General features: G+C 71.4%; 10 protein-coding genes. 4 read left to right on the top strand and 6 right to left on the bottom strand.

Translation table 11 applies throughout. The annotated features are described in order from the left end of the window. Positions 1-166 precede the first annotated feature (166 nt). The gene (locus AB0G28_RS15615; RefSeq protein WP_361088679.1) at positions 167-826 is read left to right on the top strand and encodes a DUF998 domain-containing protein; all 660 of its coding nucleotides are present in this window, start codon (positions 167-169) and stop codon (positions 824-826) included. A gap of 12 nt (positions 827-838) precedes the next feature. On the opposite strand, the gene AB0G28_RS15610 is transcribed toward AB0G28_RS15615, so the two are convergent. The 5 genes from AB0G28_RS15610 to AB0G28_RS15590 form a co-directional block, all read right to left on the bottom strand. Then, positions 839-1,492 (bottom strand): GTP pyrophosphokinase family protein, encoded by a 654-nt coding sequence (locus tag AB0G28_RS15610; RefSeq protein WP_361088677.1) that lies wholly within the window; start codon positions 1,490-1,492, stop codon positions 839-841. Positions 1,493-1,940: 448 nt separating this feature from the next. Continuing rightward, positions 1,941-3,485, bottom strand: coding sequence for a hypothetical protein (locus tag AB0G28_RS15605; RefSeq protein WP_361088675.1), 1,545 nt, complete (start codon positions 3,483-3,485; stop codon positions 1,941-1,943). A gap of 232 nt (positions 3,486-3,717) precedes the next feature. Next, a complete protein-coding gene (locus AB0G28_RS15600; protein WP_361088673.1) occupies positions 3,718-4,593 on the bottom strand; it encodes an LLM class F420-dependent oxidoreductase in 876 nt (291 codons plus the stop codon). Positions 4,594-4,661: 68 nt separating this feature from the next. Then, a complete protein-coding gene (locus tag AB0G28_RS15595) occupies positions 4,662-5,975 on the bottom strand; it encodes an alpha/beta hydrolase (protein WP_361088671.1) in 1,314 nt (437 codons plus the stop codon). A gap of 35 nt (positions 5,976-6,010) precedes the next feature. After that, positions 6,011-6,805, bottom strand: coding sequence for a hypothetical protein (locus AB0G28_RS15590; protein ID WP_361088669.1), 795 nt, complete (start codon positions 6,803-6,805; stop codon positions 6,011-6,013). 211 nt (positions 6,806-7,016) lie between these two features. Between AB0G28_RS15590 and AB0G28_RS15585 the strand changes: the two genes are divergently transcribed. The 3 genes from AB0G28_RS15585 to AB0G28_RS15575 all read left to right on the top strand — a co-directional run bounded on the left by AB0G28_RS15585 (position 7,017) and on the right by AB0G28_RS15575 (position 12,079). Next, a complete protein-coding gene (locus AB0G28_RS15585) occupies positions 7,017-8,030 on the top strand; it encodes a hypothetical protein (RefSeq protein WP_361088667.1) in 1,014 nt (337 codons plus the stop codon). A gap of 443 nt (positions 8,031-8,473) precedes the next feature. After that, positions 8,474-11,617, top strand: a complete 3,144-nt coding sequence (locus tag AB0G28_RS15580) for a family 43 glycosylhydrolase (protein ID WP_361088665.1) — start codon at positions 8,474-8,476, stop codon at positions 11,615-11,617. 117 nt (positions 11,618-11,734) lie between these two features. Then, the gene (locus AB0G28_RS15575; RefSeq protein ID WP_361088663.1) at positions 11,735-12,079 is read left to right on the top strand and encodes a hypothetical protein; all 345 of its coding nucleotides are present in this window, start codon (positions 11,735-11,737) and stop codon (positions 12,077-12,079) included. A 155-nt stretch (positions 12,080-12,234) separates the two neighbouring features. On the opposite strand, the gene ribA is transcribed toward AB0G28_RS15575, so the two are convergent. Continuing rightward, positions 12,235-12,849, bottom strand: a complete 615-nt coding sequence (gene ribA / locus AB0G28_RS15570; RefSeq protein WP_361088661.1) for a GTP cyclohydrolase II — start codon at positions 12,847-12,849, stop codon at positions 12,235-12,237. Positions 12,850-12,884: the final 35 nt, after the last annotated feature.

The raw sequence follows: 12,884 nt of genomic DNA, 5'->3' as shown, positions 1-12,884 counted from the left end.
CCCACAGGAAAAGACCTCCTTGACCGTGGCCGGCAGGACGGACCTACCGGTAGCGAGCGACCATAATGGAGGAAATCCGGCCGGGGTAACCGCCGGAAGTTGTACAGCGTTCCCGCGGAGGTGCCTTTCACCGGGAGTTCAACCCCCGGTCGGCTACTGTCGGTCCATGGTCACGATCCCTGCGCGACGGCTGTCGGTCGCGGTGTCGCTGACGGGTCTCGCCGCACTGGTGATCGGCGCCGGCTTGGTGCTGCTGCTGCAGGTCATCCCGCCGACCGACGAGATCAGCGTCACCCGCCGCACGATCAGCGAGTACGGCCTGTCCGACCACAAGTGGGTCTTCGACCTCGCGGTGGTCCTGGTCGCGCTCGGGTCGGCCGCGGGACTGGCGGTCCTGGCCCGCCAGCGGCGGCTCCCGGTGCCGGCGGCCGTCCTGGGTGCACTGTGGACGGTCGGGCTGCTGGTCATCGTGGCCTTCCCGAAGCCGGACTGGGCGACGGTCTCCCGCGCGGACTTCGGCGGCACGCTGCACCGGATCGCCAGCGTGGTGGCGTTCGTCGCGTTGCCGCTGGCAGTGCTGGTGGCGGCGCGGACAGCGTTCCCCGCGTCCCCCGGGCGACGCTGGCTGGCGCGAGTGCTCGCGATCGCGTCACTGGGCTGGTTCGCGGTCATCCTGGGCGCGGTCGTGGTGGCCGCCCTGGACGACGGCCGCTGGTGGACGCTCATCCCGCTCGGCCTGGTGGAACGCGGGATGGCGCTGACCGAGCTGCTCGCGCTGGGCGTCCTGCTGGCGCCGGTCGGCGAACGATCCGGGCGGAATCCGTAGCGCGCGGGCGGTTCAGCGGATGCGTTCGTGGAGCGCCGCCATCCGGGCGTCGAGGTCCGCGGCCGTCCGGGCCGCCGCCGCGAGCTCGCCGGCGAAGTCGGGTGGGACGCTGTCGCGGTACTTGTACGAGAGTTTGTGCTCCACCGCCGCCCAGAAGTCCATGGCGATGGTGCGGAGCTGGACCTCCACCTTGACCTTTTCCACCCGGTCGGAGAGGAACACCGGGATGCGCACGATCAGGTGCAGGCTGCGGTAGCCGTTGGCCTTCGGTCCGGCGATGTAGTCCTTGGTGCGCAGCAGCTCGACGTCGTCCTGCGCGGTGAGCATCCGCGCGACCTCGTAGACGTCGGAGACGAACGGGCAGACCACGCGGATGCCGGCGATGTCGTCGAGAGCCGCGGCCGCGGACACCCAGTCGCCACCGAGACCCCGGCGCCGCACCTTCTCCTTGATCGCCTCCGGCCGCTTCACCCGGCTCGTGATGTGCTCGATCGGGTCGTGCCGGTGGACGAAGTCGAACTCCTCGCTGAGGATGCGCAGCTTCGTCATCAGCTCTTCGATGGCGAACTTGTACATCAGGAGAAACCGCGGGAGCTGCCCGGCGACGGCGAGCTCGTCGGCCGCCTCGCGCAGGGAAGCGTCCTGGGCCGCCGGGTCGGTGGTCACTGAAGCCTCGTGCTGTCGTCGGTCGTTGCGGAGCACCAGAGTACTGGCCTCCACCCGATCAACGGACGGCGACGGGCCGGAGTTCCCGCACGGGCAGGCCCGGCCCCGCCGGTGAGGGCGGCGGGGCCGGGCCTGCCGGTGGGTGGGCCGCAGGTCAGGCCCGGTTTACCGGGCGCTCGGGGTGGTGGTCAGCACCCCGCTGGCCACGGCTTCGTGCACTCGGTCGGACACTGGCTGCCGGTGTTCGGAGCGGCGCACCATCCCCGCGGGCACAGCTCCGCGCACTCGATGCGGCCACGCGCCGGGCACTGCTTCCGGGCTCGCGAGTTCCCCCGCGGACACGGCCCCGTGCACTCGCTGCGGCCACGCGCCGGGCACTGCTTCCGGGCTCACGAGTATTCCCGCGAACACGGCCCCTACCTCGATGCGGCCGCAGATCAGGCGCCGTCTACCGGGTGCTCGGGGTGGCGGTCGCCGTCCCCGTGGCCGCGCCGGCCGAGGCTGCCACACACCGTGCCGCGACCGCGGCCGCGTTTTCCGCGGCATCCGCCTGGGCGGCCTGGCCTTTCTTGTTCTGTTCGGCCTTGTTGTTCTTCTGTTCGGCCTTGTTCGCCTCGGCCTTGTTCCCGGCGGCGCCCTGCTGGTCCGCCATGCCGTTCGCGTCGGCCTGGTCCTTGGCCTTCTTGTTCTCCTCGGCGGCCATGTCCTGCTGCCCGGCGGCCGCGGCGGGGTCGGCGGCGGCCTGGGCCACGCAGTCGAGGATGGCGGCGCACTCCTGCGCGGAGACGGCAGCCGCCTGCTGACCGGCCATGCCGTTGTTCTCAGCGGCGCCCTGCTGGTCGGCCATCCCGTTCTGGTCGGCCTTGCCGTTCTGGTCGGCCTTGCCGTTCTGGTCGGCCTTGCCGTTCTGCTTGGCCGCGCCCTTCTGCGCTGCCATGCCCTTCTGCGCTGCCATGCCGTTCTCGTTCGCCATGCCGTTCTGATCCGCCATGCCCTGCTGATCCGCCATGCCGTTCTGGTCGGCCATGCCGTTCTGCTCGGCCGCGCCCTTGCCGTTCGCCATGCCGTTGTTCCCGGCGGCGCCCTGCTGATCGGCCATCCCGTTCTGGTTCGCCATCCCGTTCCGGCCGGCCGCGTCGTTCCCCTCGGCCTTGCCGTTCTGGTTCGCCATGCCGTTGGCGTCATTCACCCCGGCGGCCTGGGCCACGCACTGCTCGACCACCGCACAGTTCTGCGCGGCGGCCGCGTTCTCGGCGGCGGCCTTCTCGGCGGCCTTGTCCTTCTTCTGGGCCTTGCCGTTCCGGGCGCCGGACCCGTTTTCGGCCTGCTTCTTGGCCGCCGCGCCCTGCTGCCCGGCCATGCCGTTCTCGCCGGCCATGCCGTTCTGGTCCGCCATGCCCTGTTGATCGGCCATGCCGTTCTGCTCGGCCATGCCCTTCTGTTTCGCCGCGCCCTTCTGCGCAGCCATGCCGTTCTCGCCGGCCATCCCGTTCCCACCGGCCATGCCGTTCTCATTCGCCATGCCCTGCTGATCGGCCATGCCGTTCTCGTTCGCCATGCCGTTCTGCCCGGCCATGCCCTTCTGCTTGGCCGAGCCCTTCCCGTTCGCCTTGCCGTTCTGCTCGGCCTCGTCGTTCCGCGCGGCCTGCTCGGCCGTCCCGGCCACCGCCGCGCACTCGGCCGCCACGGCGTTCGCCGCCATCTGCTTGTCGCAGCCCGCTGCCGCGCGCCTTTGCTTGAGCTGGTCGACCACCGCCTGGCGGTTCGCTATCCGGGCCGCCGACTGGCTGTCCGGGGCCAGCTGCTGGCCCTTGATGAACGTCAGGTTGTTCTGCAACGCCGTGTCCAGACCACCGCAGCTTTCCGTGGCCGCATTGCCGGCCGGGCTGCTCAAGGCGATCGCCGTCGCGGTCGCTCCCGCGACTCCCAACAGCGCTGCGAGTCCGATTGTCGCAGGTTTGCGGTGTCGTCCTGCCGTGCGCGTGTGGGGCATCAGCCCCTCCTTTCCGGTCGCCACCTCACCAGGGCACACGGCGCGGCGGCCGGGGCGGTTCACCGCCTCGTGCAAGGAAAAACCGGAACGTCCACAGTGGACAAAAGAGAAAACGGCGCGTGGCACCTGGAACCGGCGGCCCGCCGGTTCACCCCATGCCTACCAAAGCCCGGGTAAGCCCCGGGTTAACGGAAACCGCCCCGGGCGGATGCCCGGGGCGGTCCGGCCGGGTTCAGCCGAGGTCGGCCAGCTGCGGCACGGCCGGGGCCATGCCCTCGATCCACGCGGCCGGGGAGCCGGTGGTCGGCGTGACGATCGCCGTCCGCACCCCGAGCTTCGCGTAGTCCGCCATGGCGCGGACGAACTCGTCGCGGGTCTCCGGCGCCGGCCGCGGGTTGTTGGCCAGGACCGTCTTGCGGATCGCGTCGTAGTCGCGGCCGAGGTCGTCGCAGTGGCGGCGCAGCACGTCCAGCTTGTGCGCGACGTCCTCGGGCGAGGACGCGAAGAGGTTGCACGCGTCGCCGTACTGCGCGACGAGCCGCAGCGTCTTGCGTTCCCCGCCGCCGCCGATGAGCACCTTCGGGCGGTTGATCGGCTGCGGCGAGCAGAGCGTCTCCGCCAGCCGGTAGTGCTTGCCCTCGAACGGGCCGTTGTTCTCCGGGTCCCACATCTGCCCGCAGATGCGCAGCGTCTCCTCCAGCCGCTCGAAGCGCTCGGCGACCGGCGGGAACGGCACGCCCATCCCCTGGTGCTCGCGCTCGAACCAGGCGGCGCCGATACCGAGGGTGGCCCGGCCGCCGGAGAGGACGTCGAGCGTGGTGACGATCTTCGCGAGCAGGCCCGGGTGCCGGTAGGTCACGCCGGTGACGAGCAGGCCGAGGTCGATCCGGGACGTGTGCGCGGCGAGGTAGCCCAGCGTCGTGTACCCCTCGAGCATGTTCGACTCGGCGGGGAGGCCGGTCGGCTCGATCTGGAAGTAGTGGTCCATGAAGGACAACCAGGTCGCGCCGGCCTCCTCCGCCGCGGCGCCGACGCGGGCGAGCTCGCCGGCGATGGCGGTGGTGCCCCCGTCGATGTCGAAGATGGGAAGGTGGAAACCGAGTTCCATGAAGCATGCTCCTGACATGGTTGGCGTGCCTGCCACGGTATGACCTGGAGTGCGCTCCAGGGCAAGCCTCAGCCCACGGTGGCGGCCAGGAACTGCCCGACCGTGCGGTCGGTCGTCGCCCCTTCCGTCACCGGGACGCCCGCGGCGCGCAGGCGGGCGGCGAACTCGGCCGACTTCCGGCCGCCGTCACCGATGAGGAACGGCGGCGCGCCCGGACCGGCATGCGTCAGCGGGCTCGCCTCGCGGAGTGCCGCCGGCGAGCGGCCCAGCGCGACGAGCACCGACGCGCGGGTGAGCGGGCCCAGGCCTGCGAGGCCGAAGTCCGCGGGCGCCGACAGCGCCGCGACCGCGCGGACCGTGCTGTCCTGCCCCGGGTACTGGCCGGTGTCCGGGCCGCGCGCGACGCCGAGGAGGGCCGCCAGCGTGCCGCCCGTGCCGGTGCCCACCACGGCGATCCGGGCCGGGTCGACGGCCAGCGCGGCCGCGTTGGCCTTGAGGAACCGGACCGCGCAGCGGGCGTCGGTGAGCGGGGCCGGCCACGGCGCGGCGGGCGCGAGGCGGAAGTCGATCGAGGCGACGGCGAACCCGCGGGCCACCAGCTCGTCCCGCAGCGGCCCGGACCGCGGGCCGGCGAGCAGCGCGCCCGGGCCGTTCGGCTTGCGGTTGCCGACCACCAGGCCGCCGCCGTGCAGGAAGAGCGCGACCGGGGGCGGCGGGCCGTCCGCGCGGGGACGGCGGAGGTCCATCGCCAGCGGCACGCCGTCGGGACGGCAGTACTCGAACGTGCCTGTTCCGCTGTCGAGCAGCGTCGAAGCGACCGGCCCGGTGGCGGAGTCACCGGCCGCGACGGCGCCCGCCACGCCGGTCGCGAGCACCGCCACGAGCACCGGGAACAGCATGATCCACGCCGTCACCCGCCGCGCGGCGGACGGCCACGGGTGCGCCCGGCGCCGGGCCACGAAGAGAAAGCCGAGCACGGCGATGACCTGCAGCCCGGCGGCCACGTAGTCCGTGAAGCCGGCCACGGTGTCGGCCGGCTGCCAGGGGTCGAACCGCGTCAGCAGGCCGAGCGGACGGCTGACCACCCACAGGACGAGCGCCCCGGCCGCCGCGAGCGCCCCGAAGTGCGCCGTCTTGCGGGTCGGCCGGCCGAGCGCCACGACGGCGGCGACGATCCCGACGGCGGCCACCGCGCCGAACAGCATCGCGTACAGCTGCCAGACCCGCCACAGCGCGGGCAACGCGGCCGCCGGGATCACCGCGCCGCCGAGGGCCGCGAAGACGGCCGTGACCAGCAGCGGACCGCGGCGCAGCCCCGGCGGCGCGGTCGACGGGGTCGTCGACGGACGGTACGCGCCACGCTGCCCGTCGACGACCTTCATGCCGCCAGTGTCACCCTGGTCGCGCGAACGCGCACCTACTTGCGGGCCGCCGTGTAGTTCCGGAACAGCAGGTAGGTGTCGAGGATGTCGGACGAGGCGCTCTCGACCGAGCGGTAGATCCCCCACTTCGGGCGGACGTAGTCGCCCTGGTCGGGGATGTTCACGCTGGTCATGCTGCCCTGCGCGGCGACCGCCGCGCCGGAGCCGGTGCCGTTGCGGATGACGCACGCGGCCTTGCCCTTCGAGCCCGGCGTGAACGTCCACTCGATGGTGATCCACTTGTTCCGCAGCGGCGCCAGGTCGGTGGCCGCGATGCTCGGCGAGCCCGAGTTGGCGTAGGCGCGGGCGTTGAGCATCTCCTTGCTCCCGCTGCGGGTCAGGTCCAGCGTCACCCACGGGCCGCCGTTGGTCGACGGCGTCTTCGTCTGGAAGATGTGGGTGAACTTGCTGGTGCCGTGCAGCGAGGCCGGGATGTACATCTCGTAGGAGATCGTCCAGGTCTCGCCGTTGTGCATCTTCAGCGTGGTGCCGTTCTGCACCATGCCCTTCGACTCGGTGCGCTGGCGGTCGCCGCCGCCGGTGGTGTCTCGGTCGTCCTTCCAGATGTTGAACCGGTAGTGGTCGCCTTCGACGACGACGTACTTGCGGTCGGGGTGGTGGTTGCCGCGGTCGGCCTCGATGCCCTCGAAGGCCTTCAGCCCGTCGGAGGCGGGGTCGGGGTGCCACAGCGGGGCCGCCTGGGCCGGCAGGGCCGCGCCCAGCACGACCGGGACGGCGAGAACGGAGACGGCGAGGGAACGCAGGACGGTCCTGCGGGGGAATTCCGGCATCGTCGGTGTGTCCTTCCTGACGACGAGTTCGGCAGGGGTGCACATCGGTCGGCGGACGGACCCGGGAACCGGGCTGGACATCCGATGTCTTGCGTGTCGAAGTTAGAGCCGACGACGAGTTGTGTCAATGGTCGCCGCGCCATCGCGCTGGTTCGTCAAGAATTCATCGGATGGCAGCGGAGGTCCACTCCTCGACGGTACGGTCGTACGGGTGAATGATCGGATCGCGCGCCACGACCGCGTCTCGGCGGCGCTGGCGGAGGCCGGCGACGGCCTCCTCGCGTCGGCGCGGCCCCTGGGCAGCGGGATCGGCGGGTCGACCTGGCTGCTGCGGGTGGCGGGCGAGCCCGTGTTCGTCAAGCGGGTCGCCCTCACCGACGTCGAGCTGCGGCACGAGCACTCGACGGCCGACCTCTACGGCCTGCCGCCGGAGTCCCACTACGGCGTCGGCTCGGCGGGCGGCGGCGCCTGGCGGGAGCTGGAAGCCCACCGCATGACGAGCCGATGGGTCCACACCGGACAGTGCGAGAACTTCCTGCTCCTGCACCACTGGCGTGTCCTGCCCGGGCTGCGCCGCGAACCACCCGGGCGGGCCGAGCTCGAGCGGGACGTCGCGTTCTGGCACGGCGACCCCGGCGTGCGGCGCCGGCTCGAAGCGCTCGCCGGGTCTTCGACCGACCTCGTGCTCTTCCTCGAACACCGCCCGTGGAGCCTCGCCGACTGGCTGAGCACCCCGGACGCGCTCGACCTGGTCGACGAGGACCTCCGCGCCATCACGGGTTTCCTGGGCGGGCAGGGCGTCCAGCACTTCGACGCGCACTTCCGCAACATCGTCACCGACGGGAAACGGCTCTACCTCACCGACTTCGGGCTGACCGTGTCGCCGGGGTTCGAGCTCGCCGACGCCGAAGCGGCGTTCCTCGCCGACCACGCGGGCCACGACCGGAGCTACGTCGTGACCCAGCTGGTCAACTGGATCGCCACCCACCTGACCGACCGCGGCCGCGGCGGCTGGCCGCATCCCCGCGTCCGCAACGACTTCGTCCGCGAATGCGCGGCGGGGCGCGAAGTACCGGAGCTGCCTCCGCGGGCGGCAGCGCTCCTCCGCCGCTACGCCCCGGTGGCGACCGTCGTCAACGACTTCTACTTCGCCCTGCACGGTGAGAGCCGCAAGACGCCCTACCCGCGCGACGAAATCGCCGCGCGGCTGCTCCACGCCGGCTGACTTTGTCACCCTGGTGGAGCACACCGGGCCGGGTTGACCGGCGGAAATCGTGGGTACTTCCCTTTCACGTCACCGGAATCCGGACTTCCCCGTCCCCTCGGAGCACACCATGATGAACGATTCAGGAGCCTGGCACGACAAGCTGCAGCGAGCCCAGGAAGCGATCCAGCGCAAGCAAGCCGAACAGGCGAGCCGCACCACGGCGACCGCCTCGACCACACCGCGGTGATCGTCCGTCCACAAGGGACACCAGCACGCCCGGGTGCCATGAGGGGCACCCTCGTGGACACAAGCGCCATGAGGGTGCCCTTCATGGAATCCGCGGCCGCACCCTCCTTCCGGGGCTTGACCATCGGACACGGGAACCTTAAGGTCAGCTACTGCGAAGCATGTTAACGTTAACATGCGCTGGTCCCCGACGTGCCCCGAAGGAACCGACAACGATGAGGTTGTTCTCCCCGCGCCGTTTCGGCGTCGTGCTGGCCGTCGCGGCCGCACTCGTCCCCCTCGGCAGCGCCGGTGCCGGTGCGGCGCCGGGCCCCGACACCGGCGCGGGAGTCCGCGCCGCCGCGAACACGCTCTCCGTGCCCGACATCGACGACGTCCGCGGCAACCTCACGCTGCCGACGAGCGGCGCGGACGGCACGAGCGTCACCTGGACGTCGTCCGCTCCCGCCGTGATCACCCCGACCGGCGAGGTCACCCGGCCGGCGACCGGCGCCGCGCCCGCGAAGGTCGTCCTGACCGCGAAGGTCAGCCTCGGCCGCGAGAGCACCACCCGGCGGTTCACCGCCACCGTGGTCCCGAAGCCGGTCCAGGAACCCTTGGCCGGCTACAGCTTCTTCTACTTCACCGGCGAAGGCACGTCCAACGGCGAGCAGGTCTACTCGGCCATCAGCAAGGGCAACGACCCGCTGAACTGGACCGAGCTCAACAACGGCCAGCCGGTGCTCAAGTCGAGCCTCGGCGAGCTGGGCGTGCGCGACCCGTTCATCCTGCGCTCCCCCGACGGCGACAAGTTCTACCTGCTGGCCACCGACCTGCGGATCTACGCCGGCCGCGGCTGGGACGCCGCCCAGCGCACGGGCAGCCGGTCGATCATGGTCTGGGAGTCCACCGACCTGGCGCACTGGTCGCGCCAGCGCAGCGTCCAGGTGTCCCCGCCGACCGCCGGCAACACGTGGGCCCCGGAGGCGTTCTGGGACGCCAAGCGCGGGACCTACGTCGTCTACTGGGCGTCGAAGCTCTACGCCGAGAACGACCCGAACCACCTCGGCGACAGCTACAACCGGATGATGTACGCGACCACGCGCGACTTCCACACCTTCAGCGCGCCGCAGGTGTGGATCGACCCGGGTTACTCGGTGATCGACTCGACGGTGATCAAGAACCAGGACACCTACTACCGGTTCACCAAGGACGAGCGGGACAACACGTCGTCGACGCCGTGCTCCAAGTTCATCACCGAGGAGAAGGCCACCGACCTGCTCGACCCGCACTACGGCTTCGTCGCCGACTGCATCGGCAAGGCGACGGCGACCAGCCCGGGCCTGTCCGCGGGCGAAGGGCCGACCGGGTTCAAGTCCAACACCGAGAACAAGTGGTACCTGTTCATCGACGAGTTCGGCGGCCGCGGCTACGTCCCGTTCGAGACCACCGACCTGAACTCGGGCAAGTGGACGATGTCGACCGGCGCGCACCTGCCCGCGTCGCCCCGGCACGGCACCGTCCTGCCGGTCACGCAGGCCGAGATGAACCGGCTCAGCGCGCCCCCGGCGCCGGTGAAGGCCGACGCGAACGGCCTGGTCGCGCACTGGCCGCTCGACGCCAAGTCGGGCACGGTCGCGGCGGACACCACCGGCCACGGCTACGACGGCGCCCTCGCCGGTGACGTCTCGTGGAGCGACGGCGCGCTGGCCTTCGGCGGCAGGAACGGGCACGTCCAGCTGCCGAACAACCTGCTCACCGGGGCCACCGCGGCCACCGTGTCGGCCGACGTGCTGGTCGATCCGAGCCAGCAGACGCCGTACTTCCTGTGGGGCCTGGGCAACACGGGCAAGGACGGCGTGGGCAACGGCTACCTGTTCACCACCGGCGGGACCGCGAGCGGCGGCTTCCGCGGCGCCATCGCGACCGGCAACTGGAGCACCGAGCAGGGAGCCGACTCCGGGCGCGGACTGCCGCGCGGGGTGTGGAAGAACGTGACCCTCACGGTCGGCAACGGCGTCGAGGTGCTCTACCTCGACGGCGTGGAGGTCGCCCGCAACACGAACGCCACGATCAAGCCGTCCGACCTCGGCGGCGGGGTCACGGCGGCGAACTACCTCGGCCGCTCGGTGTACGCGAGCGACAAGACCCTGACCGGCAAGATGAAGGACGTGCGGCTCTACAACCGGGCGCTGACCGGGCTCGAGGTCGCCACCCTGCCCTCGAACAGCACCGCGATCCGGTCGGTGGAACTCGGCGCGCTCAAGACGCCCGCCGTCATCGACTCCGGCGCCGGGACCGTCGTGCTGCCGGTGAAGCCGGGCACCGACCTGCGCCGGCTCGCGCCGAAGTTCGGCCTGGCGCCGGGCGCCACCATCAAGCCGGACAACGGGAAGCCGGTGAACCTGGCCTCGCCGAAGAAGTTCACCGTCACCGGCGCGGGCGGCGACCGTCGCGTGTGGACTGTCGAGGCGCACGAGGTGCGCAGCCCGGTCCTCCCGGGCTACAACGCCGACCCGAACATCGTCGCGTTCGGCGACACGTACTACCTGTACCCGACCACCGACGGCTTCGACGGCTGGAGCGGCACGAAGTTCTCGGCGTGGTCGTCGAAGAACCTCGTCGACTGGAAGGACGAGGGCGTCATCCTCGACCTGGGCAAGGACGTGAGCTGGGCGGACAAGAACGCCTGGGCGCCGACGATCGCGAAGCGCAACGGGAAGTACTACTTCTACTTCTGCGCCGAGGCCAAGATCGGCGTCGCGGTGAGCGACTCGCCGACCGGCCCGTTCGTCGACTCGGGCAAGCCGCTGATCGCGAAGAACCCCGACGGCGGCCAGGCGATCGACCCGGCGGTGTTCATCGACCACACCGGGCAGCCGTACCTGTACTGGGGCAACGGCAACGCCTACGTCGTCCCGCTGAACGAGGACATGGTGTCCTACGACCCGACGAAGATCACCCGCCTGACCGGCCTCGACGACTTCCGCGAAGGGCTGTTCATGGTCGAGCGGACGGGCACCTACTACCTGAGCTGGTCGATCGACGACACCCGCAGCGAGGACTACCGCGTCGGCTACGCCACGGCGCCGAGCCCGACCGGGCCGTTCACCAACCACGGCGTGATCCTGAGCAAGGACGCCCACCTCGGCGTCCTCGGCACCGGCCACAGCTCGATGCTGCAGGTCCCGGGCACCGACGACTGGTACCTCGCCTACCACCGCTTCGGCATCCCGGGCGGCGACGGCACCCACCGCGAAACGACGATCGACAAGCTGACGTTCCGCCGCGACGGCACGATCGCCCCGGTCGTCCCGACCCTGGAAAGCGTGCGGCCGCAGCGGATCCCGTGGCACTGCGGGCGCGTCCGCTTCACCTGAGCGGTCACCTGACCTGGTGAGACGGAGATCACGAGCGGCGGCGTTTACCCGGCCTTGACCCGGGTAAACGTCCGCCGTTCGGGTTGCTTCAGCCGCTTCCGCCCCAGGAGTCGTTTGATGACCAGTGTCCTGACCGACGGCCTCGAGGACCCGCGACCGGTCCCCCGGCCGCGGCGCCGCCCGGTCACGTCCGGCACGCTCGCGGAGCTCGCCCGCCTCGCCGCGCTGGCCGAGCTCGCCCGGCGCTCCTCGCCGTCCCTCATGCACCACGCGATCCTCGCCGGCACCTCGCCCGCCACGGTGGCGGCGGCCGCGAAGGTCGACGTCGCCGAGGCGCACATCCGCTGGCACGAATGGGCCGACACGGCCGTCGGCCGCGACGAGTACCTGCGCGTCCACACCGCGTTCGCCGAAGCCGTCGTCGCCCGCCACGACGCCCTGGAGGAGGAACTGTGCCCGTGACGACCGAAGGCACGACGCTGGCCGACCTGGCCGCGCTCGGCGACGCGGCCACCGAGCTGCTGGCCGAGATCACCGAGCAGCTGGCCACCGCCGCCGCCCGGCGCTGACGCGAACCGACCCTCCAGGCACGCGAACCGACCCTCCGGGTACGTGCCTCAGCCGGCCAGCTCGGGCAGGGTGAGCGTGTGGCTCGTGTGCCGCACCTTCGCGTGCAGGTAGCGGAGGTTGTCGGGGTTGGCGTGCACGCCGGTGGGCACCGTCTCGGCGACCGTGATGCCCCGCTCGCTCAGCTGCCGGACCTTGTCCGGGTTGTTGGTGAGCAGGTCGACCTCGCCGATGCCCAGCGCGGTGAGCATCTGGGCGGCGGCGGTGTAGTCGCGGGCGTCCTCGGGCAGGCCGAGCGCGGTGTTCGCCTGGTAGGTGTCGAGACCGGCGTCCTGCAGCGCGTACGCGTCGAGCTTGGCGTACAGCCCGATGCCGCGACCCTCCTGACGCAGGTAGAGCAGCACGCCGCCGGCACTGTCGATGCGCTGGACGGCCTCGCGCAGCTGGGGCCCGCAGTCGCAGCGGGCGGAGCCGAACACGTCCCCGGTCAGGCACTCGGAGTGCATCCGGACGAGCGGGGTCGCGGGGTCGCCGAAGACCAGGGCGAGGTGCTCGCGGCCGTCGGCGAGGCCGTCGAAGGTCACGACCTCCGCCGTCGCCGAGTAGCCGTCGGCGAAACGCAGCGGGACCCGCACCCGGGTGCGGACGGTGGCGGCGGGGATCATGGTGGCTCCTGTCTCGTTCAAATTTGAACCTGGGA

The sequence above is a fragment of the Amycolatopsis sp. NPDC021455 genome (assembly GCF_040640995.1).
In the GTDB taxonomy this organism is placed as follows: Bacteria; Actinomycetota; Actinomycetes; order Mycobacteriales; family Pseudonocardiaceae; genus Amycolatopsis.
The sequence above is the reverse complement of the archived record's forward strand: the minus strand, read 5'-3'. Positions and strand labels throughout refer to the sequence as shown.